This is a genomic window from Chitinophaga sp. RCC_12, from assembly GCF_041360695.1.
In the GTDB taxonomy this organism is placed as follows: Bacteria; Bacteroidota; Bacteroidia; order Chitinophagales; family Chitinophagaceae; genus Chitinophaga.
Genome location: NZ_JBFUPS010000004.1, coordinates 549,546 through 572,209 on the forward strand (window position 1 = coordinate 549,546; position 22,664 = coordinate 572,209).

The 22,664-nt window shown below is 47.2% G+C and carries 20 protein-coding genes; 10 read left to right on the forward strand and 10 right to left on the reverse strand.

The annotated features are described in order from the left end of the window. Positions 1-33: 33 nt before the first annotated feature. Positions 34-741: a DsbA family protein gene (locus AB6805_RS15345; protein ID WP_370910306.1), complete on the forward strand. Its 708-nt coding sequence runs from the start codon at positions 34-36 to the stop codon at positions 739-741. 476 nt (positions 742-1,217) lie between these two features. Further along, the gene (locus AB6805_RS15350) at positions 1,218-2,174 is read left to right on the forward strand and encodes an ion channel (protein WP_370910307.1); all 957 of its coding nucleotides are present in this window, start codon (positions 1,218-1,220) and stop codon (positions 2,172-2,174) included. A 45-nt stretch (positions 2,175-2,219) separates the two neighbouring features. Here the strand turns inward: AB6805_RS15350 and AB6805_RS15355 are convergent, their stop codons facing one another. Continuing rightward, entirely contained in the window at positions 2,220-3,662 is a 1,443-nt protein-coding gene (locus tag AB6805_RS15355) for a sodium:solute symporter (protein ID WP_370910308.1), read from the reverse strand. A gap of 277 nt (positions 3,663-3,939) precedes the next feature. On the opposite strand from AB6805_RS15355, the gene AB6805_RS15360 reads away from it, so the two are divergent. Further along, the gene (locus AB6805_RS15360; protein ID WP_370910309.1) at positions 3,940-4,872 is read left to right on the forward strand and encodes a GNAT family N-acetyltransferase; all 933 of its coding nucleotides are present in this window, start codon (positions 3,940-3,942) and stop codon (positions 4,870-4,872) included. Between the two features lie 33 nt (positions 4,873-4,905). Here the strand turns inward: AB6805_RS15360 and AB6805_RS15365 are convergent, their stop codons facing one another. After that, positions 4,906-5,367 (reverse strand): DinB family protein, encoded by a 462-nt coding sequence (locus tag AB6805_RS15365; RefSeq protein WP_370910310.1) that lies wholly within the window; start codon positions 5,365-5,367, stop codon positions 4,906-4,908. Between the two features lie 114 nt (positions 5,368-5,481). Between AB6805_RS15365 and AB6805_RS15370 the strand changes: the two genes are divergently transcribed. The 5 genes from AB6805_RS15370 (at position 5,482) to AB6805_RS15390 (ending at position 14,462) form a co-directional block, all read left to right on the forward strand. Further along, positions 5,482-7,119, forward strand: coding sequence for an acyl-CoA carboxylase subunit beta (locus AB6805_RS15370; protein ID WP_370910311.1), 1,638 nt, complete (start codon positions 5,482-5,484; stop codon positions 7,117-7,119). A gap of 69 nt (positions 7,120-7,188) precedes the next feature. Then, a complete protein-coding gene (gene rnhA, locus AB6805_RS15375) occupies positions 7,189-7,650 on the forward strand; it encodes a ribonuclease HI (protein WP_370910312.1) in 462 nt (153 codons plus the stop codon). Positions 7,651-7,719: 69 nt separating this feature from the next. Then, positions 7,720-9,438: an aspartate-alanine antiporter gene (aspT, locus tag AB6805_RS15380; RefSeq protein ID WP_370910313.1), complete on the forward strand. Its 1,719-nt coding sequence runs from the start codon at positions 7,720-7,722 to the stop codon at positions 9,436-9,438. A 432-nt stretch (positions 9,439-9,870) separates the two neighbouring features. Next, positions 9,871-12,960: a SusC/RagA family TonB-linked outer membrane protein gene (locus AB6805_RS15385; protein ID WP_370910314.1), complete on the forward strand. Its 3,090-nt coding sequence runs from the start codon at positions 9,871-9,873 to the stop codon at positions 12,958-12,960. Positions 12,961-12,971: 11 nt separating this feature from the next. Continuing rightward, positions 12,972-14,462 carry a RagB/SusD family nutrient uptake outer membrane protein gene (locus AB6805_RS15390; protein WP_370910315.1) on the forward strand — a complete coding sequence of 497 codons (1,491 nt, stop codon included), beginning with the start codon at positions 12,972-12,974 and terminating at the stop codon, positions 14,460-14,462. Positions 14,463-14,518: 56 nt separating this feature from the next. On the opposite strand, the gene AB6805_RS15395 is transcribed toward AB6805_RS15390, so the two are convergent. Together AB6805_RS15395 and AB6805_RS15400 are read right to left on the reverse strand one after the other, a co-directional pair. Then, positions 14,519-15,367: a hypothetical protein gene (locus tag AB6805_RS15395; RefSeq protein ID WP_370910316.1), complete on the reverse strand. Its 849-nt coding sequence runs from the start codon at positions 15,365-15,367 to the stop codon at positions 14,519-14,521. Positions 15,368-15,491: 124 nt separating this feature from the next. Continuing rightward, entirely contained in the window at positions 15,492-16,055 is a 564-nt protein-coding gene (locus tag AB6805_RS15400; RefSeq protein ID WP_370910317.1) for an isoprenylcysteine carboxylmethyltransferase family protein, read from the reverse strand. 95 nt (positions 16,056-16,150) lie between these two features. Between AB6805_RS15400 and trxA the strand changes: the two genes are divergently transcribed. Beyond that, complete coding sequence (gene trxA, locus AB6805_RS15405) at positions 16,151-16,447, forward strand: thioredoxin (RefSeq protein WP_370910318.1); 297 nt, start codon at positions 16,151-16,153, stop codon at positions 16,445-16,447. A gap of 130 nt (positions 16,448-16,577) precedes the next feature. Here the strand turns inward: trxA and AB6805_RS15410 are convergent, their stop codons facing one another. The 4 genes from AB6805_RS15410 to fbaA form a co-directional block, all read right to left on the reverse strand. Continuing rightward, positions 16,578-17,729 carry a hypothetical protein gene (locus AB6805_RS15410; protein ID WP_370910319.1) on the reverse strand — a complete coding sequence of 384 codons (1,152 nt, stop codon included), beginning with the start codon at positions 17,727-17,729 and terminating at the stop codon, positions 16,578-16,580. 46 nt (positions 17,730-17,775) lie between these two features. Then, a complete protein-coding gene (smpB, locus tag AB6805_RS15415) occupies positions 17,776-18,213 on the reverse strand; it encodes an SsrA-binding protein SmpB (protein ID WP_079467455.1) in 438 nt (145 codons plus the stop codon). A 101-nt stretch (positions 18,214-18,314) separates the two neighbouring features. After that, the gene (gene accD / locus AB6805_RS15420) at positions 18,315-19,163 is read right to left on the reverse strand and encodes an acetyl-CoA carboxylase, carboxyltransferase subunit beta (RefSeq protein ID WP_370910320.1); all 849 of its coding nucleotides are present in this window, start codon (positions 19,161-19,163) and stop codon (positions 18,315-18,317) included. Positions 19,164-19,365: 202 nt separating this feature from the next. Continuing rightward, positions 19,366-20,433, reverse strand: a complete 1,068-nt coding sequence (gene fbaA / locus AB6805_RS15425; RefSeq protein ID WP_370910321.1) for a class II fructose-bisphosphate aldolase — start codon at positions 20,431-20,433, stop codon at positions 19,366-19,368. Between the two features lie 136 nt (positions 20,434-20,569). Here fbaA and AB6805_RS15430 point away from each other — a divergent pair, with 136 nt between their 5' ends. Beyond that, on the forward strand, positions 20,570-21,382 hold the full coding sequence (locus AB6805_RS15430) for an alpha/beta fold hydrolase (protein WP_370910322.1): 813 nt from the start codon (positions 20,570-20,572) through the stop codon (positions 21,380-21,382). Here the strand turns inward: AB6805_RS15430 and AB6805_RS15435 are convergent. Next, on the reverse strand, positions 21,379-21,816 hold the full coding sequence (locus tag AB6805_RS15435; RefSeq protein ID WP_370910323.1) for a ubiquinol-cytochrome c reductase iron-sulfur subunit: 438 nt from the start codon (positions 21,814-21,816) through the stop codon (positions 21,379-21,381). The two genes, AB6805_RS15430 and AB6805_RS15435, sit on opposite strands and share 4 nt — an antisense overlap. A gap of 68 nt (positions 21,817-21,884) precedes the next feature. After that, complete coding sequence (locus AB6805_RS15440) at positions 21,885-22,661, reverse strand: helical backbone metal receptor (protein ID WP_370910324.1); 777 nt, start codon at positions 22,659-22,661, stop codon at positions 21,885-21,887. Between the last annotated feature and the right edge of the window lie 3 nt (positions 22,662-22,664).

Genomic DNA, 22,664 nt, shown 5'->3' on the forward strand with positions numbered 1-22,664 from the left:
TTAACTTTGTTGGTGGAACTTAAATTTAAATTAATGAAAGTAGAAATATGGTCTGATATCATGTGTCCGTTTTGTTACATCGGCAAGCGGAGATTTGAGGCAGCGCTGGAGAAATTTCCGGGGAAAGACGACATCACGGTGGAATGGAAAAGCTTCCAGCTGAACCCTTCCCTCAAATCGCAGCCGGGAAAGGATGTATATGACTATGTAGCAGAAATGAAGGGGCAGTCGCGCGAATGGTCGTTAACCGTACACGAACAACTGGCAGGTACCGCCCGTGAAGCGGGTCTTACCTATAATTTTGATAAAGCAGTTATCGCCAATTCTTTTGATGCCCACCGCCTTATTCAGCTGGCGAAACAGCAAGGCCTCGGCGATGCAGCAGAAGAACGCCTGTTTTACGCCTATTTTACGGAAGGTAAAGATGTGAGCGACCATGCCACCCTGCTGGAACTGGGCCTGGAAATCGGGCTGGATAAAGCTACTGTGGAGGCTGTACTGGAAACATCAGAAATGGCCGCCGCAGTGAACAGGGATGTGGACGAAGCACAGCAACTGGGAATCCGGGGTGTTCCGTTTTTTGTACTGGACCGCAAATATGGCGTGTCAGGCGCGCAACCGGTAGACGCTTTCACACAAACACTGGAACAGGCGTTTGCAGAATGGAAAAGCACACAGCCGGTAACTGCACTGGATACCTTATCAGGCCAGGTTTGTACGCCGGAAGGAGATTGTCAATAGTTTGATTTTTTATAAGGTAATTGGCTAGTCGATTTTTATAGACGGGCGACTGTAATAAATAGAAATGGCGCAGGAGATTAAATCCTGCGCCATTTCTATTTATTGATCTGATTATAAAGACTTCAATATCGTCATAAAGATATGCGCTTGCTCCCTGGTTTTAATAACCTGGTTGAGTGAGCTTACCCCTCCGGACTTTAGGGTAACCTTGATTTTCTGATCTTCACATTGCTTTGCTTTGAGAAGAAGAGCATCTATTTTTTTTCTGGTTTCTTTGTCCAGACTAAAATCCGGCCTTAGTATTTCCGTTTCATAACAATCGCTAAAATTTATCCTTAAATTTAGTGCCATTACTTTCCTTTTCTGCAAGAAATCAAATTTTTACTTTCCAACTGTTAACCCCACCCAAACACGATCATCCTGATTCATTATTATCCTCGCATTTCTTCTTAGCTTTACACCTCAAATATCCATTTATGGCGCTTCTGAAAAGAATCAACCCTTTTTCCAGGCAAAACGACGACACCGGCTTTGGTACTAATGCAAATGGCTATGGCGGCCGGTTTATTAACCGCGACGGAAGCTTTAACATCCGCCGGGAAGGCCGTTCGTTTATGCAACGTTTTAATATTTATCACGCCTTATTAAGTGTACCCGCCTGGCAGTTTGCCCTGGTGATCCTGCTTTTTTATTTCTCCATTAACCTCCTGTATACCGGTATTTACTGGTGGATAGGCACGGAAGGATTTCAGGGGATTATCGGTAAAACCAGCTGGGAAAGGTTTAAAGAAGTCTTCTTTTTCAGTACAGAAACCTTTACTACCGTAGGATATGGCCGTGTTAACCCGGTGGGCGACGGCATCAACTTTGTGGCGGCCATTGAAGCAATGACAGGCTTCCTCTCTTTTGCGGTCGCTACGGGTCTTATCTATGGCCGCTTTTCAAAGCCACGCGCACACCTGTTATTCAGCGATCATGCGCTGATTGCTCCTTACAAGGATAAAACAGCCCTAATGTTCCGCTTCGCTTCTTACAAAGAAAATCATACCCTCACCAACGTAGAAGTGCTGGTAACAGCGGGTGTCCAGGTGCAGGAAAACGGAGAGGCGGTATACAAATTTTATAACCTGGCCCTGGAACGAAGCAAAATTGAAACACTGTCGATGAACTGGACCGTAGTGCATCCCATCGATGACAACAGTCCCTTCCTCGGTTTCACGGCCCAGGATATGGAAGTGGCTGATGCGGAAATTTATGTAACGGTAAGAGGCTTTAATGATGTGTACTCCAATACGGTATTACAGCGCACGTCTTACACTTACCAGGAAATTATTTATAACAGGAAATTTATACCGATGTACCGGGAAAGTGATAACGGGAAAACAACAGTGCTGGAGCTGCACCACCTGAATAAAACAAAAGAATTGAAATAGTTTATACCCGGATGCAGTGATCATCACTGCATCCGGATCATATCATTAGTCTTTACGGGAAATCAGCAATAATCCCAGGAAAGTAAACAGCCCGTTGATGATCAGCAGTTCCAGTCCTATCTGGAATTTACCAAAAATGTGCGATTGGTACAGATCCACCACCAGGCAAAGCAATGGCGCAGCTACACAAACAACCGGCACCAGCGCATCCTGCACTTTACGTTTGGTTAAAATGCCAAAGGCAAAAAGCCCCAGCAGCGGTCCATAGGTATAAGTAGCTACTTTCAGGATAACCCCTATCATGCTCTGGTTATTCACCCATTCAAATACCATTACAAAAAGGAGGAAGATAAACGCCATCATCAGGTGAATACGCTGACGGTACTTTTTCTTTTCTGCTTCGGACCAGTCGGTGCGCTTTTGCATGTCCAGGATGTCGATGCAGAGCGAAGAGGTGAGGGCCGTCATAGCGCCGTCGGCGCTGGGGAACAACGCGGAGATAAGCGCAATGATGAAGATCACCGAAACTACCGGTGGCATATGATGCAATGCCAGTTCCGGGAATAATTTATCGCCGGTGGCTGTTACCTGTTGCTGCGCGCCGTATAAATGAAGCAAACCACCCAGGAAGAGGAACAGGCCTATTACGATCACCATAATAAAAGCCAGCGATACCATGTTCTTCTTGGAATCTTTTAAAGTTTTTACAGAGATATTTTTCTGCATCATCTCCTGGTCAAGACCGGTCATGGTGATGGTGATGAACGCACCCGCCACAATCTGCTTTATGAAAAAGAGTTTGTCGTTTGGATCGGTGTTAAAAATTTTTGTCAGCCCCCTTTCACCCATAGCAGTGAAGCTTTCACCGAGGCTAAGGTTCATGGTATGCAGGATATAACCAACACAAATTACCAGTCCGGCCAGCATACAGGTTGTTTGCAGGGTGTCGGTATATACAATTGTTTTTACGCCGCCCTCATAGGTATACAGCAATATCATAAATAGGATGATGATGGTAGTTAACCAGAAGGGCACGCCAAAACTGGAGAGGATGGCGTCCTGCAGTATTCTCACCACCAGGTATAGCCTTGCGGTAGCGCCAAGTGTGCGGGAAAGGATAAAGAAGGAGGCCCCGGTTTTATAGGAGCTTTTGCCAAAGCGGCTGTCGAGGTAATTATAGATAGAAGTTAATTGCAGCCGGTAATAAAGCGGTATCAGCACATAGGCAATGGTAATGTACCCGATAAAATAACCCAGGGTGATCTGCATATAAGAAAAGGCGTCGCGTCCTACCGCGCCGGGCACACTTACAAAAGTAACCCCGCTCAATGAGGTGCCTATCATTCCAAAGGCCACCAGCATCCAGTTACTGTTGCGGTTACCGATGAAAAAGGAGTCGTTGTTGGAGTTCCGGCCTGTATACCAGGCAACTACCAGCAAAATGATAAAGTAGGCAATGACGAATGAGAATAATAATCCTGGAGACATAAATCAAAAATCAAATTTAATCAAGATACTACTTTCCCGCTAAGGAGCAAAGGAGCAAAAGAACAAAGGTAATCAGTATATCCCCAATCCCGAAAAACACAAAATCCGCTTAGATCTCCCCGAATCATTTAAAATCCAAAGTGATCAAATCCCCCAAATCAATATAATCAGCGTAATCCTGAGAAAGACAACCTCCGCTCAAATTACTTGACAAAGGCAAATTAATTGTTTGCTTTTGTCAAGTAATTATCTACTTTTGTCTGGAAAACAAGTAACTATGACTGTCGAATCTCCGGTTGTAGGCGATATCCGCCGCTTTAACCGTTTCTATACCGGCATGATCGGACTGCTGAACCAGCATATCCTGGACAGTAACCTGTCGCTCTCCGAAGTAAGGGTTTTATTTGAAATAGGGCAGCTTGGAAAATGTACCGCCGGGCAATTGATTGCCATCCTGAAGATTGATGGAGGATATCTTAGCCGCCTGCTGAAAAAGTTTGAAAAGAACGGGTGGCTGAACAGGCAGCAGTCTACCGCCGACGGACGTACGTTTTTTCTTTACCTCAGCGCTGCCGGTAAAAAAATGCTGGCCGGCCTGGAAGATAAGTCTAACCGGGAGATCCGGCAGATCACCGGTCATCTCTCCGAAAAACAACAACACCAGGTAGCCGGTGCTATGAAAACCATTGAACAGGTATTGTCAGCACAGCCGGGTGAGCAAACTTCGGATATCCATATCCGTTATAACCTGCTGCCGGGGGATGTAGGATACCTCATCTACCTGCATGGGCAGCTGTATGCAAGGGAATCGGGATATAACCTCGAGTTTGAGGCATATGTTTGTAAGACATTCTATGAATTCCTCCCTACCTATAACCCGGCCAAAGACCGGATGTTCCTTGCTACTGTAAACGATCAGATTGTTGGTTCAGTGGCCATCCTGGGATCTTCCCGCCACCTGGCGCAGTTACGGTGGTTCCTTATCCATCCCGACTTCCGGGGCAAAGGACTTGGAAAAAAACTGCTGCAGGAGGCCATTGCCTTCTGTAAGGAAAAACATTATCAGAAAGTATACCTGATGACGACCAGCATGCAGGAAACCGCCATTGCCCTGTATAAGAATGCCGGCTTCCGCAAAACGGGCGAAAAATATCTGCAGCTGTGGGGACAGCAACTGTATGAACAGCGTTACGACATGGATTTATTTTAAGCATACGCAAGGTATGCCCGGATTTACCCTCTGTTATGCATATTTATGCAGCAGTACAATCTGCCCCAGGTGATACGCATCATGCTCCGCTAGTCCCTGTAAATAATAAATGGCCTTGTTTTCTGTTCCGGGAAAGGTGTCAAACAATTCTTTCTCCGGGAACTTCCGGATGGTAGCGGCTATTTGCTCAAAGGAATGGGTCAGCCGGTGAATAGTAGCCTGCCAGTTTTCTTCCCCATGGTTCTCCGGCATATAAAAATCAGGCAGGTCGCCATCCTGCTCCGGCGCTTCATTGTGCATGTATCGCTGCACCCGCTGGTGCCAGAATATCACATGATTGACAATCTCCCAGATGTTATTGGATTCCCCGAAAGATTTTACCGCCTGCCGGGCGTCAATGCGCGAAAGATGTTCCTGGAAAGTAACGTCGATCCAGGGGGTGCCATTGTAAAGATTTTCAAGCGATACGGCTAAATGCTCCAGTAATAAAGACATACAATAGGATTTTTATTTTAAAAGATATCCGGCTTCAAACACCGGTAGCCTTCCCGTTAATCGTAATTTACTGAATTCTTTCCCTTATTTTTAAAGAATATAAAAACCATCGTTATGGATCAGCAGCAATTGGAAACCAACAAAAATGAAGATGCTATGCGGATGGCAATCAGCACCATGAAACAACGCCTGGGCGTAATAGAACAGGGCGGAGGAAAGAAAAGCCTGGAGAAAGTGAGACAAAGAGGTAAGCTCACTGCCAGGGAACGCATTCAATACCTCATCGATAAAGATACCCCCTTTACCGAAATCGGCGCATTCGCCGCGTACGACATGTACGAAGAATATGGCGGATGCCCCGCCGCAGGTACCGTAGGAGGAATCGGATATGTAAGCGGCCGTCAATGTATGATTGTAGCCAACGACATGACCGTAAAAGCCGGGGCCTGGTTCCCTATGACCGGCAAAAAGAACCTGCGTCTCCAGGAAATCGCTATGGAAAACAGGCTGCCGGTAATTTACCTGGTCGACAGCGCCGGCGTATTCCTTCCCATGCAGGATGAAATATTCCCCGACAAAGAACACTTTGGCCGCATCTTCCGCAACAACGCCCGCATGAGCGCCATGGGTATCACACAAATTGCTGCGGTAATGGGTAGCTGCGTGGCCGGCGGCGCTTATCTGCCCATCATGAGCGATGAAGTGCTCATGGTAGAAGGCAACGGCTCCATTTTTCTCGCCGGTCCTTACCTCGTAAAGGCCGCCATCGGGGAAGATGCAGATGCGGAAACGTTAGGAGGCGCCGTTACCCATACTGAGATCTCCGGCATCGCCGATTATAAATTCAAGTCTGATGAGGAATGCCTCGACCAGATAAAACGCATTGTAAGCAAACTGGGTCATACCGGTAATGCCGGCTTCGACCGGATAGCGCCGCAGCCACCGGCAAAGCCCGCCGATGAACTGGACAGCGTGCTGCCGGCCGACAGTACCCGGCCCTATGATATGCTGGAAGTAATAGACCGCATTGTAGATGCCAACACACTCGACCAATACAAACAGGACTACGGCAAAAGCATTATCTGCGGCTATGCACGTATCGATGGCTGGGCAGTAGGCATTGTTGCCAACCAACGTAAAATCGTAAAAAGTAAAAAAGGCGAAATGCAAATGGGCGGCGTTATCTACAACGACAGCGCCGATAAAGCAGCCCGCTTCATCATGAACTGCAACCAGAAAAAAATTCCACTCGTATTCCTCCAGGACGTAACAGGATTCATGGTAGGCAGCAGAAGCGAACATTCCGGTATTATCAAAGATGGCGCAAAACTGGTGAATGCCGTTGCTAATTCCGTGGTGCCCAAAATTACCATCATCGTTGGTAATTCATATGGCGCGGGCAACTACGCCATGTGTGGCAAAGCCTATGATCCACGCTTTATATATGCCTGGCCATCCGCTAAAATTGCGGTGATGGGAGGAGAGCAGGCCGCCAAAACATTATTGCAGATCCAGGTGGCTTCACTGAAAGCAAAAGGGCAGGTGATCACCCCGGAAGAAGAAGCCCGCCTGCTGAAAGAAATTACCGATAAATATTACGCACAAACCACTCCTTACTACGCTGCTTCCAGGTTATGGGTAGATGATATCATTGATCCCGCCGATACCCGGATAAGAATTGCGGAAGGTATTAAAGCTGCCAACAACGCACCGGTGGATCAGCCTTTTAGTGTAGGCGTATTCCAGGTGTAAAGAACGGAGGGGAAAGTGTTCGATCCCCTCCGCACTTTTCCTTATCTTCGCGCTTCTTTAAAATTGAACATGGCTGAACTGGTAGTATATACAGATGGTGCATCCCGCGGTAATCCCGGTCCGGGTGGGTATGGCGTAGTACTTATATGGGGAAATGTCAGGAAAGAATTATCCCAGGGATACCGCAAAACCACCAACAACAGGATGGAACTGCTGGCCGTTATTGTTGCACTGGAAGCACTGAAGAAAGATGGCGTAGCCGTCACCATTTTTACCGACAGTAAATATGTGGTGGATAGTATTGAGAAAGGATGGTTATGGGGCTGGGTAAAAATTAATTTTAAAGATAAAAAGAATAAAGACCTCTGGTTGCGCTTTATCCCCTTGTTTAAAAGACACCAGGTAAAAATGCAATGGGTGAAAGGCCACGCCAGCAACCCTTTCAATAACCGTTGTGATGAACTGGCCACACAGGCCGCCGACAGCGGTAACTGGCTGATTGATGAAGGTTTTGAAAAAGGATTGGCTTAAAGAATAACACACTCCTTACCGAACCAACCGGCAATCATAATTGTAATATAAGCGCAAACTTATATTCCAATGGTGCTCCCCTGGTTCACAGATACGTTGCAGAAATATCCCGAAATAGCAGTGATGCTAACCCTTCTGACGGGCTTCCTGATAGGCAGGGTGCATATAAAAGGTTTTACACTCGGCACTGTTACCGGTGTTTTATTAGTAGGCATTGCCTTAGGGAGCTTCCACATCAACATACCCTCAGAAACAAAATCTATTTTCTTTCTCTTCTTTTTGTTTTGTACCGGCTATGGTATCGGTCCGCAGTTTTTCCAGGGACTTAAAAAAGATGGATTGCCGTTGGCGCTGTTCTCATTTATAGTATGTTGCAGCAGTTTGTTGTTTTGCTGGGGACTGGCCTCCCTGCTGCGTTTTGAAACAGGTACCACTGCAGGGTTAATGTCCGGCGCCAATACCTGTTCCGCTATTATTGGCGTGGCGTCAAATACCATCGGAGAACTTAATATTACCGACGACGAAAAGAATACGCTCATCAACCAGATCCCGGTCGCTTATGCAGTCACCTATATTTTTGGTACCGCCGGTACCAGCTGGTTTCTTGCTGTAGTAGGGCCGTGGTTTATGTCCGGCAGCCGCGCAAAGCTCATAGAAGAAACCAGGGAAATGGAAGCGAAAGTAGCGGATACCAGTGCAGAAGGAGAGGAGAATATTACCAATGCCTATGATCAGGTGGCTTTCCGCGCTTACCTCGTTAGTGCAGAACTTACCGGCGATGGCAAAACTATCCGTGAAATAGAAAACATACTCCACGACAAGAAAAGGTTCCTCTATATTTTACGGGTAAGACGGGAAGGAACGCTCATGGAAGCTTCCCGTGATTTTATAATAAAGCCGGGAGATATTATTGCGGTCAGTGGCCAGCGTGCAGCGGCCATTGCGTCAGTATCTTTGTTGGGAAAAGAAGTAGCCGATGAGGAACTGCTCACGTTCCCGGTACAGTCAATCACATTGATCATTACCAGTAAAGACGCCAACAATAAGCCGCTGAAAGCATTTTCAAAACATCCCGAATTTCATGGTATCAGCGTGCGTAAAATTCTACGTTCCGGTATCGAGATGCCACTGCATGCATCTACCGTTATACAAAAAGGAGATATGGTAGAACTGGTGGGCATCCAGGAAGACCTTGATAGGGCGGTTGCGTTGTTAGGTTATAAGGAAAGCAGTGGGGTGGAAACAGATATTGTTTATCTCGCGGCAGGCATTGTTGCGGGTGCTTTATTTGGCAGTTTGAGCATACATATCGGCAATGTGCCTGTAGAGCTGAGTACCAGCGGCGGGGCGCTGATAGCAGGCCTTGTTTTCGGCTGGATGCGTGGCATTCATCCCCGGTTTGGCTACATCCCGGCTGCCTCGCAATGGGTGCTGACCAAACTGGGACTGCATGTATTTATTGCCATTGTTGGGCTGAGCGCCAGTGAAGGATTTTTGCAGGGATTGAAAGAAGAAGGCATCACTCTTTTCCTGGCGGGCGTGGTGCTAAGCCTGCTGCCCATGGTGCTGGCACTGTTCCTGGCGAAGTATGTATTTAAATTCCACCCGGCCATTGGTCTTGGGGCCTGCGCGGGAGCGCATGATGAATCTGCACCGCTGCTGGCCATACAGGATGCCATCAACAGCAAAGTGCCTGCGCTGGGCTATACCGTGGCATATGCAGTAGCGAATATTACACTCACTACCTCAGGGGTCATCATCGTGCTGCTGATGCACAAAGGCAGTTGATGTGCTCCGCTCATCACATTTTTTAACAATGAAATCCACGTCTGTATTGAAAACCTGTTCTGATGAAAAATCTTTTCCTCAACATTTTTAACAATTCTTTTGTTTTTAATTATGAAAGCATATAGCTTTGCGTCCCATTAGTCTATAGGAATTATAGGATAATAGAACGGAATTAATTTAAAGAATTGCTTATGGAGAATATTACCCAACCATATTGTTTAAGCAACTATTGTTGTTGCCATCATTAAGACGTAAGAAATATTTGTCTGCTTAACCACAGCAGGTTACAACGATCAATAACTGTTTCCGGAACTCCGTCTGTACCGGCGTTAAAAACAAGGGGATACAAAGCTGCAATGCCTGTTCAATAACAGACAGGGGCGGGTATTGCCAGGAAAAACCAGATCACTGCAAAACTCTCAACATTTTACTATGTTACAACGACTACTCCTCTTTCTACTGCTCATTGGACCCATGGCAGTATTTGCACAAACACGTACGGTGACCGGTCGTGTTTATTCCGCGAAAGATAATTCGCCCTTACCGGGTGCTTCGGTGGTGATTAAAGGCACTACCAGCGGCACGGTGAGTGATCCTGAAGGTAACTTCAGTCTCCAGGTAACTGATCCGGCCGCTACTACGCTTGTGATCCGCTACATTGGCCTGGAACAACAGGAAGTACCCATCAGCACATCTCCTATCAATGTATCACTCCGTTCTTTGGGGAAAGACATTGATGAAATTGTAGTGGTAGCTTATGGTACTGCTAAAAAGAGTTCCTACACCGGTTCTGTTTCGCAAATTAAAAGCGAGGAACTGGTAAACAGGCAGGTATCCAGCGTTACCAAAGCATTACAGGGGCTTGCAGCTGGTGTGCAAAGCACGTCTACCAGCGGTCAGCCGGGCTCTGATGCCACCATCCGCATCCGCGGTATTGGCTCCATCAATGCTTCCGCCGATCCGTTATACGTGGTAGACGGTGTGCCCTACGGAGGCAGCCTGAATGCGATCAATCCCTACGACATTGAATCCATCAGCGTACTGAAAGATGCTGCCTCCAGCGCGCTGTATGGCTCCCGTGGCGCCAATGGCGTGGTGATTATCACTACCAAGAAAGGCAAGAAGCAGGGAAGTAATATAGACGTTCGCGTTAGTCAGGGTTTTTCAAAAAGAGCCGTCGATAACTACGACCGGGTAAGCACCGATCAGTATTTTGAAATGTACTGGGAAGCTATCCGTAACGGTGGCCTTACCAGCGGCTTATCACCCGCTACCGCAGCCACCCAGGCCAGCAGTAGTCTTATCAGAAGGGTAGGGATTAACCCGTATGGCACCGCATTCCCGCAGCCTGTTGGCACCGACGGCAAACTTGTGGCCGGCGCTAAAGCCCTGTGGGACGATAACTGGGACGATGCCATGCAAAGAACCGGGAAACGTACCGAAGCAGATGTGGCCCTCAGCGGCGCTACCGAAAAATCGAGGTACTATGTTTCCGGAGGATACCTGAATGACCAGGGTATTTATCTTGCTTCCGGTTTCAAACGCTATAACCTCCGCAGCAATATTGATATTGATGCCAAGAAATGGTTAAAGGTAGGACTGAACCTGAATGGTACGCACTCCGAACAGGATGCACCTCCTTCGGAAGACAGCCGCTCCGATAACTATGTAAACTATGGCCGCCTGATGTCAAATTTCTATCCTATTTATGAGCGCGACCGGTCTACCGGCGCCTATATCCTGGATGCCAACGGCAATAAGATCTTTGACTATGGCAGTTACCGCCCCAGTGCAGCCAATACAAACACCAACCTGGTAGCCACATCCGCTATAGATAAACACCGCCTTACCCGCGACGACTTATCAGCCCGCCTGTACGGCGAAGCCACCATCTGGCGCGGACTTAAATTCAAATCAAGTTACAACGCCGATTATACCGCCAAACAACAATATGATTATACAAACCCAACCCTGGGCTTTGATGCAGAAGTGGGCGGAACAATAGAACGGTTGAACACCCGCGTATTCAGCTGGACGTTCAACAACATCTTCACCTACGAAGAAACATTTAATGAAAAGCATCACCTGAACCTGCTGGCAGGCCAGGAAGCTTATAAATACACCACTACCTTTTTAGATGGTCAGAAATCCGGCTTTTCCCTGCCAGGACTGGAAGAGCTATCGGATGCCTCTCTCATTAAGGATTTGCAGGGATATACAGATACGTACACGCTCTCCAGCTTCCTGGGCAGGGCTGAATACGACTATGTGGGGAAATATTTCTTATCGGCTTCCCTGCGTCGCGACGGATCTTCCCGTTTCGCACCTAATCACCGCTGGGGTACTTTCTGGTCCGTGGGCGCTTCCTGGAAATTAACAGAAGAAAGCGTTCTTAAGAACAGTTCCTGGCTTAACCTGCTCACACTCCGCGCCAGCTACGGCGGACAAGGCAACGATAACCTCGGTGATGACGCATTTTACAACTACTACCCGCTGCTGAATGTAAACAGCAACCTTGGAGAAGGTGGTACCTATCGCCGCCAGGTATACAATCCGAACCTGCAATGGGAAACCAATCTGAACCTGAACATCGGTGCGGATTTCAGCATGTTTGAAAACCGTTTGGGCGGTACTATCGAATACTTCCAGCGTAAATCACAGGACCTGTTGTATTCCAGGCCCATGGCGCCTTCAGTAGGTTACTCCGCAGTAGATGAAAATATCGGCGCGCTGAAAAATACCGGGTGGGAAGCTTCCATACACGCAGTGCCGGTGAAAACAAAAGATTTCAGCTGGTCCATTGACCTGAACGCCACTCACTATAAAAATAAGATCACGGAGCTGCCGCAGAAAGAAATTATCAGCGGCACCAAGAAACTCATGGTAGGCAAATCTATCTATGATTTTTACCTGAGAAAATGGGCAGGTGTAAACCAGGAAACAGGTTTGCCAATGTGGTACATCGATAATGCAGATGGCACCAAAGGCACTACCGGCAACTATTCTTCGGCTACACAGTATTATAACGGTTCCTCCCTGCCGGATGTATACGGCGGTTTCACCAACACATTTACCTACAAGGGATTTTCACTGTCGTTCCTGGTAGCGTATAGTCTTGGTGGTAAAGTACTGGACCAGGATTACCTGTTCCTGCTCGGCACAGGTACCTCTGCAGGCCGCCCTTTCAGCACTGAAATGCTGAACCGCTGGACGCCCAACAACAAGGTAACGGATGTGCCTAAACTCACCACCGTACAAACCAACTGGACCTCCGTTTCCGACCGGTTCCTGTACGATGCCAGCTATGCCCGCCTGAAGAGCCTGAACATCAGCTATAACCTTCCTAAATCATTAATGGATAAAGCACATCTTAATAACGTACTTGTATATGTGCAGGGAGAAAACCTGTTCACGATCTATAACCACCAGGGCCTGGATCCGGAACAATCAGTAGGAGGTACTACCTACTATCGTTACCCGGCCATCAAATCCATTTCTGCAGGTATTAATCTGAGCTTCTAAAAATTACGACCATGAAAAAGAATATATTCTTAATAATAATCGCAGCTTTGGTATTAGGCGCCTGCAACAAGGATTTCCTGGATACCAAACCAACCAATGCCGTACCCGACGACCAGGTGTTTAATACCGCCGATAACGTGGAAACGGTGATCAACGGTACCTGGGCATATATGTTTGAAGAATTCTTCACCTTTGCAGTGCCAGGTTACAAATCCATTCATCTCACCAGCGACGCCATGGGCAGCGATGTAGCGGTAACGCAATCGTATGGCCTGCGTGATTCGTATGGATATACTGAAATGACGGACAATACGAAGAACCGGGTAAATGCTTTCTGGACCATTCTTTACAAGGTGATCGATAACTGTAATAATGTAATTGCGAAAGTAGATAATGCCACTGGCGATGAAGACAAAAAGAAACGTCTTAAAGGCCAGGCATACGCCCTGCGCGCCAATTGCTACCTCACGCTCGCATCTTTTTACCAGTTTAACAGAACCGGCACAGAAAAAGCCATCCCGATTTACACAGAACCATCCGGCCCGGCCACTGCCGGAAAGGCGAAATCAACCGTAGCAGAAGTATACAAACAGGTAATTGACGATCTGCAGAAAGCACTGCCGCTGTTGCAGAACTACCAACGCAACGCTACCCAGAAATGGAAAATTGATCTCAACGTAGCCAATGGCCTGCTGGCCCGTGCGTACCTTTACAACCGCCAGTGGACAAGCGCTGTCACCGCTGCTGTAGCGGCCCGCAACGGTTATCCCCTGATGTCGGGCGATGATTATAACAAAGGATTCAGCGATATCAATAATGGGGAGTGGATCTGGGGACATGCACAAACGCCTAATCAAAGCAACGCCAGCTATAACTTCCATTTCCTGGATGTTTCCAGCCCGGCTTCTTACTACCAGAGCTTTATGGCAGATCCATACTTTAAGAATTTCTTTGATAGTGCAGACGTGCGTTTCCGTTTATTCGACTGGGATACCCTGCCTGACCAGGAAGGCTACCTGCGCTATAAAAAATTCCGTTTCCGTGATGCCGGCGCACTGGTGGGCGACCTGGTGCTGATGCGCTCCGCAGAAATGTACCTGATTGAAGCAGAAGCCTATGCACAAAGCGGCAACACTGTCAAAGGTGCGGAAGCCCTCAACGTATTGCGTGCAGCACGCAACGCTACGCTTTATAAAGGTGGCGGCAGCCTGGTAGATACCATCCTGGTGGAAAGAAGAAAAGAGCTGTGGGGAGAAGGATTTTCATTGTCTGATATTATTCGTACAGGCGGCACCGTAGTAAGGAAGCCATTCCTTTCTTATAACGGGCAGGATAGTATTATCAGCGTGCCTAGAGGGGATGGTACCTTTGTAGAAGTGCCTGCACAGGGGCATCTTACGCTGAAACAACCGGATGGAACGCCGTTTGTGCCATACAGTAAATATTACCTCTTTGCCATTCCGATTACGGAGTTGCAGAACAATCCGAATATCAATAATTAAAGCATATAAAAACGCCCCCGGAATTTCCGGGGGCGTTTTTTATGAATGTAAGGCTGTTATTTATTGAGATCTGTGTATTTGTAGGCAGAAATATAATCCGCTTTGGCGGTGCTCTCCGCCGGCGTTTTATGCCACATGGTATCAGCTACGGTGAGGCCTTTATCATTTACGGACCTGGTATAGCTATAAATATGAGACACTACATTCTGCGCATTAGCTACCGTATAGGATGTTTGCTCATTGGCAGAAAGCAGCGGAATATCAGGATTATCCCCTTTCAGCAGTAAAAAGTTGGCCAGTGGTTTGTAGGGATTAGCCACGGTATTATAAGTGTATTTTTCGATAGATGCCAGCTCCAGCTTATAAGTTACAGGGTTAGCCTCGAATTCCCTTACCTCTGTTACGTTGTTATTCTGCCAGGTATATTCCCATGATTTATTGTTGCGTTTGTCCGCTCTTACCTGGAAAACTTTTACCACTTTATTATTTTCATATACGAGGGAATCATAACTGGTAGCAGCAAAGCCCGGTTCAAAAAAGCGAATCAGCTGATCGCCGGAATAGGTGCACTCATAGATAGTTTCAGCTGCCCCCGTTTTTGATTCCTGCAGGGTTACTTTTGTGATTTTCTGCTGATTGTATACCAGTTTCACCAGCGCATAATAAGCGGCATTTTCACCGGTAATTTCTTCCAGGGTGCTAAATGTTTTGTCGGTATTATACGTTATTGTCATGCTGTCTTTGTCGGCAGAAATACCTCCGCTGTTGTCAATATCCCTTACAACAATGCCGGTAAGGTACCATTCTTCGGTTTTAGGAGGATCAGGTGTAACAACGTCGGATTTATCTGTACAGCTGGCAGCAAAAAATGCCAGGGCAGCCATGCCCAGGAGAACTTTTTTCATAGGATAATCTTAGGTTTGGATATATGTTTTGATTTATCGTGTATAGATGACAGTTAGGTTCGCGGCTGCAATTTAGAATCAAACTTTTTAATTAAAGTAAGAATTTTTAACATGAAAAGAATTGCTAATAGATCCAGGGAATAACCCGGCTGGTATGCTTCATATAGTTGGTGTATTCTTCTCCAAACTGTTCGCTCAGTACTTTTTCTTCTATATTCATCCGGTAAGCAAATGCTATAAAAACCGGGATGAACACGATGGCTAATCCCAGCCAGTTATTCTGTGATAACCCGAATCCCAGGAAAGATAACAGGGAACCGGCATAGGAGGGATGCCGCAATATGCTGTACAGTCCATCCTTTTTTATGTGATGGTCCTTCCGGATCGTTACATTTACGGTAAACAACCTGCCCAGCTGCGCAATGGCCACAAAGCGAAACACCATTCCCAGCAGTATAACGCTAAGGCCTATACGGTTCATATCAGGGCCGGGAAGAATAGGGTAAGCTGTTTTTGCAGAAACCAGTACCGAAATATTGATGAACACAATAATCACGATCCAGATAAGCGCCAGGCTGCCCTGGTCCTTTTTCTTCTTGTCTTCTTTGTCCTTGCCGCGGAGAATGCGGTGCAGCAGAATCTCAGAGAGGAACCAGGCAAAATAGATAATAGTGGATAGCACGTTCATATGCAAATAAATAAGACGGGTTATATTGGTAATATATGTTATATTTTCTGATTTTCAAAAAGTCGTAATTTGTGATTGGAATTAAAACTTGTGCTATGGAAAACCTGCAGGCAATACTCGCTTCATCAACCCCGGTACTGATCGATTGTTTTGCCACCTGGTGTGGTCCCTGCCAGATGGTGCCGCCTATTCTGAAAGAAGTAAAGGATAAAATGGGGGAACAAATCAGGATCATCAAGATAGATATAGACAGAAACCAGCAACTGGCTGCTCAGTGGCAGATTGCCAGCGTGCCTACTTTATTGCTTTTCCGGGAAGGGAAACTCATTTGGCGGCAGAGTGGGGTAGTGCCTGCGCACCAGCTGATACCGCTGCTAAAGCAAAAGATATAATCTCCATTACTTCATGGATACTTCATCCATGCCTAAAACCTGCGTATACCATGGACCATCCATGCACTTCTCATGCACTTACCATGGACTTCCCATGCACTATCCATGCACTATCTATACACTATGTCCCTTAAATCCTGTTATAAAAACTCTGCAGGTCCCTTGCCAGCTGATCATAAATAGGCCGGGTAAATTCCATAAATAAGTCTGTAGGCGGCGGTGGCGGCATGTCCCGTCCTCCCATCAACTGCTTGTCTTCATCGCTGAGGGCCCTTTCGTCGCCTTTAAAGGTACCAAACTGGTTGAGCCAGGTATAGCTGCCGGGGATGCGGTCGGTGCGCAGTAATTGACCGTTGCCGGTATTGGTGATGCGGTAATCGAGTAAGCCTTTCGATACCACCGTTTTTTTAGTGATAAAAAGTGTGGCCTTCACCGTTTTGTAGATATTAAACTCCTTACCGGTGGAGTCCTTCGTGGTACCAACCACAATTTCTTTTGAAACATCCCGCTGGATACGGTCTACATATGTTTGACCCACCACGAAGTCAAAAAAGCGCAGTTCAATATATTCATCGGGGCGGAGATTTTCATTACGAACCACCCGTTCGTCGTAAAACTGTACAAACTGGTTGATACTACGCTGCTGAAGGTTGCGCACCAGGTAGTCGCGGAACTGATCGGCGCTGAACTGATAATAAGGCGAGCGTACTTCAATTTCACTGACCACCACATTGATCACGCCCATCTGGTAAGCTTCATCCCGCCGTTGCTTGGTATCCCGGTAATCGGGGATCAGCTTCAGGGCGGCGTTAAATTCATCAAAGGCCTGGCGTGCACTGGCTTTATCGCCTTTGTCGAGCAAAGCCATGCCCCGGTCGTATCGCATTTCTGCGGCGTTTTCCTGGGCGCCGGTGATCGCATCGCGGTAGTCCTTCGGCTGCACCAGTTTAAGGGCGGCCGGGGAGCTGTGAATGGCATTGTAGAGCGTTTGTAAAGCCCTGTACTCGTTCCGTATATTTTCCCACTTGAGTTGATTATTGGAGCGAAGGTATTCGTTAACGCGGTCTTCCCGCACCAGTTGCCCCTGTTTATAGGCGTCCGGCAGCATCCGCGTGGCGGTGGCATCCTGCGGTTTACGTTGCAGTTTTTTCACAAAAGCGGTTACCGCTTCGTCGTATCTGCCTTTATTGTATAATTTTTCACCCGATTTACAGGAGAGAATACAGGTGTAGAGAAGGATGGCGGAAATACTCAGTAGCCGCCTGAATGCTAGCTTTTTCAATGGGGAACTGTTTTATAAGGATATGCTTTGCCTGCCGGGGCTATGTTTATTTAAATTGTCGTCTGAGCTCCCTGTCTGCTTCCCTGGCCTTGATAGAGTCGCGTTTGTCGTGCAGCTTTTTACCTTTACCGATACCAATTTCCATTTTTGCCAGGCTCTTATCGGTAATAAACATGCGAAGTGGTACAATGGTATAGCCACGTTCTTTCATCTTGTTTTCCATCTTTCTCAGTTCCCGCTTGGTAAGCAGCAGCTTGCGTTCACGCAGCGGATCATGATTGGAGGAGGTACCATGCGAATATTCTGCGATATGCAGGCTCTTCACGTATAATTCTCCTTTGGAAAAATAGCAGAAAGAATCATTGAAGCTCACCTTACCGGCGCGGATCGATTTGATCTCCGTACCCAGCAACACCATCCCGGCAATAAATTTATCTTCTATTGCGTACTCAAAATATGCCGATCTGTTCTTTAACTCTGCCATTTGCGCTTTAATATGAGCTGTTAGTTTTTAGCCTTCAATTGTTAGCAGCTGCAGGAAAGATCCATGCCGGTACTAACAATTGAAGGCTAAAAGCTGTTTTTCTAATTTTTAAAGATGGTCAGCAAACCTGCTAACTTCGTCTTCAATTCTTTTCTATCCATGATGAAATCCAGGAAGCCATGTTCCAGCAGGAACTCAGCGCTCTGGAAACCAGCGGGGAGGTCTTTTTTAATCGTTTCTTTAATGATCCTGGGACCTGCAAACCCGATGAGCGCGCCTGGTTCAGCAATGTTGAGGTCGCCCAGCATTGCGTAGGAGGCGGTTACACCACCGGTGGTGGGGTCAGTCATTAAAGAGATGTAGGGGAGTCTTGCATCCGCCAGCTGCGTGAGCTTGGCCGATGTTTTCGCCATCTGCATCAGGGAGAAGGCACTTTCCATCATGCGGGCGCCTCCGGATTTGGAGATGACCATCAGCGGCATCTTGTGCAGTATGCAGTAGTCGATAGACCGGGCTATCTTTTCACCTACTACAGAGCCCATAGACCCCCCGATAAAGTTAAAATCCATACAGGCTACTACCAGGTCGTTTCCCAGCACCTTGCCGGCTCCTACGGTCATTGCGTCTTTCAGCCCGGATTTCTTCTGCGCATCCTTCAGCCTGTCGGCGTAAGGTTTCAGATCCTTGAATCCCAGGAAGTCGGTCGGGTATATATTTGGGAACAGTTCCTCGAACTGATTGTTATCAAATATGATCTCAAAATACTCTGCAGAGTTAATACGGTTGTGATAATTACACTTATCGCAAACATAGTAATGCTCTTTCAGATCCTTTACGGTGGTGGTTTTTTTACAGTTAGGACACTTGTGCCACAAACCATCCGGTGCTTCTTTCTTTTCACTGGTGGTGGTAGAGATGCCTTGTTTAATTCGCTTAAACCAGCTTGACATATTTTACTATTAGATTAGAAAATAGTGGTGCAAGATACGAATTATCGCATAAAGCCAAAAACATATAGGGAAAAGTATAAAGTTTAAGTCAAAAAGCAAAAAGCCATTGTAGCGGAGATAATAACATATACATATAATATATGATCGCTTTTATCTCCGTTACAACAGCTTTTTGCCTTTATATCTTAAGCTGAATGCTTAATTATGCGTTCCTGTTAATACAGTTCAGATCCCTGAATGCTTCTTCCAGGCGCTTAACAAAGGTTTCTTCGCCTTTGCGCAGCCATACGCGCGGATCGTAGTATTTTTTATTTGGCTTGTCAGCACCCTCGGGGTTACCCAGCTGTCCCTGCAGGTAATCTTTCTTGGCTTCGTAGAAATCGTGAATACCTTCCCAGAATGCCCACTGCATATCGGTATCGATGTTCATTTTGATAACGCCGTAACCCAGTGCTTCTGTGATCTGGTGCTTTGGAGAACCGCTACCACCGTGGAATACATAGTAAACAGGTTTAGCAGCAGTTTTATATTTCTCCTGGATGAATTCCTGGCTGTTATGCAGGATCACCGGGCGAAGTTCCACATTACCTGGTGAGTATACGCCATGAACGTTACCGAAAGCGGCAGCTACCGTGAAACGGGGACCTACCGTTGATAAAATTTCATACGCATAAGCTACTTCTTCTGGCTGGGTATACAGCTTGGAGTTGTCCACACCGGAATTATCCACGCCGTCTTCCTCACCACCGGTTACGCCCAGTTCGATTTCGATGGACATACCCAGTTTGTTCATTCTCTCAAAATATTTATGAGAAATTTCAATGTTCTCTGCAATTGGTTCTTCGGAAAGATCCAGCATGTGAGAGCTGTACAGCGGTTGACCGGTTTGTTTAAAGAACTGCTCACCTGCATCCAGCAAACCGTCGATCCATGGCAACCATTTTTTAGCAGCATGGTCGGTATGCAGTACTACCGGAACACCGTAATATTTAGCTACTTCATGTACGTGTTTAGCACCGGAAACGCCACCTGCAATGTTCGCCTGCAGCTTGTCGTTCGGCATGCCTTTACCGGCAAAAAATTGTGCACCACCGTTAGAAAACTGAATAATAACCGGTGAATTTACTTTAGCAGCTGTTTCCAGTACCGCATTCACGGAGTTAGTTCCCACAACATTTACGGCAGGCATAGCAAATCCGTTGTCTTTGGCATCGTTATACAGCGCATCCAGCTCTTCGCCGAATAATACGCCAGCTCTGTATTTTCCCATACTCTGATATGTGTTTTATTTTTTAGGAAAGCAAATATAAGGAGTTAAATAGAAGATTTATAGCGAAAAGTAAGCGCTTACGTATTAATTCTACCAACAGAAAAATGTATTTTAACCGATCTCAATCCGGTTTTGTATGAAACTATTTCTGTTTTTCCTCGCAGGTATATTCCTGAAAGTGTCTGCTGCTGGTGCATTTACAGCCAATGTGGCGGACTCCCTGCTATATTATACCTCCTTCGACAGCACCCGAATTCATTACACCATTATAGGTACCGGCGCCCCGGTATTATTGGTGCACGGTTTTATTGTGAACGGGGATTCCTGGAAGAAAACAGCTTTGTACGACTCCCTGCTGGCGCATGGGTATCAGGTGATCACCCTTGATCTGAGGGGAAATGGCGCGTCGGATCATCCGCACGACAGCCTCGCCTATCTTAATGATGCGGAAACAAAAGATATCATGGGGCTCATGACCCATCTTAATATTAATAATTACCAGGTAGTGGGCTATTCAAGGGGCGCTATTATTGTTTCCCGCCTGCTGGTGCTGGACGCCAGGGTGCGCAGCGCCGTTATGGGCGGTATGGGTATGGCTTTTACAGATCCTGCATGGCCGCGCCGCCGGCAGTTTTACGAAGCGCTTTCTGGGAAAGACGTGCCGGAACTGGCCGCGATGGTTAAATATGTACAACAGGCCGGACTGGATCAGCGGGCCCTTGCCATGATGCAGTTGGGCCAGCCCTCTACTACACCACAGGAGCTGGCCGGCGTGCATCAGCCGGTATTGGTTATCGGTGGGGATAAAGACGAAGATAATGATACCGGAGGCTCTCTCGCGGCTATGATGCCGGCAGGAATGCACGGCACAGTAGCCGGAGATCATAATTCAGTAGTGCGCACGGTACCCTTTGCAGAATGGGTACTCGATTTTCTGCAAAAACATTAACTAACGCTGAGCACATTGCCATCTACCTTGATGGTGTAGGCCGTCAACGCAGCGGTAGCGGGCCCTGTATTCACCGCGCCGGTGGTGGTATACCGGCTGCCATGACCGCAAGGCGCATTACATTCTATTAATTTGGACGAGTTGTTAAAGGTGGCTACGGTACATCCCTGGTGGGTGCAGGTACTGGAAAGGGCCGTGAAAGCCGCTGCTGTATTGCCGGAACCGGTACGGATAATGATTACCCCGTTGGAGATCCTGAAATCGCCCACATTGGTGAGGTCACTGCCGAGGTTCAATGTTAGCTTTGCATTGCCGCCACCGGGAGGTGTAGGGTCGGGATCATTACTGCCTCCCTTGCTGCAGGCAGCCAAACCGGCTGTACATACCAATGCCAGCGTTAATCCAATGTTGGAAACAAAATCTCTTCTTTCCATAAAATGCGTTTTAGTTGATCGTTATCCTGTTTACGCAAGTGAAAAGAAGAAAGTTGCCTCGGGAACATTTAATTTTCTATCACTGATTGAAAATAGGCAGGCGCCTCAATTAAACGGCTGCCATACCAGGAAAACATTTCACCGTCTACCAGCTGGATTCGGGCGTCCGGCAAAACAGCCTGCAACTCCGCTATATGTTTTTCTTTGAAAGGATAAGGTTCAGACGAAAGCAGCAACCTGCGGCACCCGCTGGCGGCCAGCTCGGCGGCGGTAACAGCCGGATAACGGGGCAGATGGCCAAATACATTATGGAACCCGCATAACTGCAACATCTGGTGGATGAAGGTGTCGCCACCGGCAACCATCCAGGGATCGCGCCAGATGAAATAAGCGGTGGGAGCAGCTTCCTGAAGCGGGTGCAGCGATGCAAAGCCGGCTTTGATCTGCGAAACCAGGTCAGCGGCCGCTTGCACCCGGTGGGTGATAGCGCCAATGCCGGCAATCATGGCATAAGCATCTTCCAATGTCTGGATATTACTCACCCACACCGGGTAATCTTTCATCAGCAGCTCCACATCAGCGGCCAGGTTTTCTTCCTTGTTGGCAATGATCAGATCCGGTGAAAGCTGCCGTATAATACCGGCGTGAATATTTTTGGTGCCACCCACCCGTGTTTTTTCCCTGAACCACGTTAACGGATGTACGCAGAATTTGGTAATGCCCACCACTTCCTTTTCAAGTCCGAGGGAATATAATAACTCTGTTTGGGATGGCACCAGTGAAACAATCCGCCGCGGCGGATGTTCAATTGTTATCTGCCTGTTGAGCTGATCGGTAAACAACATGTG

Coding starts and splice junctions, on each gene's coding strand:
- AB6805_RS15345 (WP_370910306.1), top strand. CDS start 34: ATGAAAGTAGAAATATGGTCTGATATCATGTGTCCGTTTTGTTACATC.
- AB6805_RS15350 (WP_370910307.1), top strand. CDS start 1,218: ATGGCGCTTCTGAAAAGAATCAACCCTTTTTCCAGGCAAAACGACGAC.
- AB6805_RS15355 (WP_370910308.1), bottom strand. CDS start 3,662: ATGTCTCCAGGATTATTATTCTCATTCGTCATTGCCTACTTTATCATT.
- AB6805_RS15360 (WP_370910309.1), top strand. CDS start 3,940: ATGACTGTCGAATCTCCGGTTGTAGGCGATATCCGCCGCTTTAACCGT.
- AB6805_RS15365 (WP_370910310.1), bottom strand. CDS start 5,367: ATGTCTTTATTACTGGAGCATTTAGCCGTATCGCTTGAAAATCTTTAC.
- AB6805_RS15370 (WP_370910311.1), top strand. CDS start 5,482: ATGGATCAGCAGCAATTGGAAACCAACAAAAATGAAGATGCTATGCGG.
- rnhA (WP_370910312.1), top strand. CDS start 7,189: ATGGCTGAACTGGTAGTATATACAGATGGTGCATCCCGCGGTAATCCC.
- aspT (WP_370910313.1), top strand. CDS start 7,720: ATGGTGCTCCCCTGGTTCACAGATACGTTGCAGAAATATCCCGAAATA.
- AB6805_RS15385 (WP_370910314.1), top strand. CDS start 9,871: ATGTTACAACGACTACTCCTCTTTCTACTGCTCATTGGACCCATGGCA.
- AB6805_RS15390 (WP_370910315.1), top strand. CDS start 12,972: ATGAAAAAGAATATATTCTTAATAATAATCGCAGCTTTGGTATTAGGC.
- AB6805_RS15395 (WP_370910316.1), bottom strand. CDS start 15,367: ATGAAAAAAGTTCTCCTGGGCATGGCTGCCCTGGCATTTTTTGCTGCC.
- AB6805_RS15400 (WP_370910317.1), bottom strand. CDS start 16,055: ATGAACGTGCTATCCACTATTATCTATTTTGCCTGGTTCCTCTCTGAG.
- trxA (WP_370910318.1), top strand. CDS start 16,151: ATGGAAAACCTGCAGGCAATACTCGCTTCATCAACCCCGGTACTGATC.
- smpB (WP_079467455.1), bottom strand. CDS start 18,213: ATGGCAGAGTTAAAGAACAGATCGGCATATTTTGAGTACGCAATAGAA.
- accD (WP_370910320.1), bottom strand. CDS start 19,163: ATGTCAAGCTGGTTTAAGCGAATTAAACAAGGCATCTCTACCACCACC.
- fbaA (WP_370910321.1), bottom strand. CDS start 20,433: ATGGGAAAATACAGAGCTGGCGTATTATTCGGCGAAGAGCTGGATGCG.
- AB6805_RS15430 (WP_370910322.1), top strand. CDS start 20,570: ATGAAACTATTTCTGTTTTTCCTCGCAGGTATATTCCTGAAAGTGTCT.
- AB6805_RS15435 (WP_370910323.1), bottom strand. CDS start 21,816: ATGGAAAGAAGAGATTTTGTTTCCAACATTGGATTAACGCTGGCATTG.
- AB6805_RS15440 (WP_370910324.1), bottom strand. CDS start 22,661: ATGTTGTTTACCGATCAGCTCAACAGGCAGATAACAATTGAACATCCG.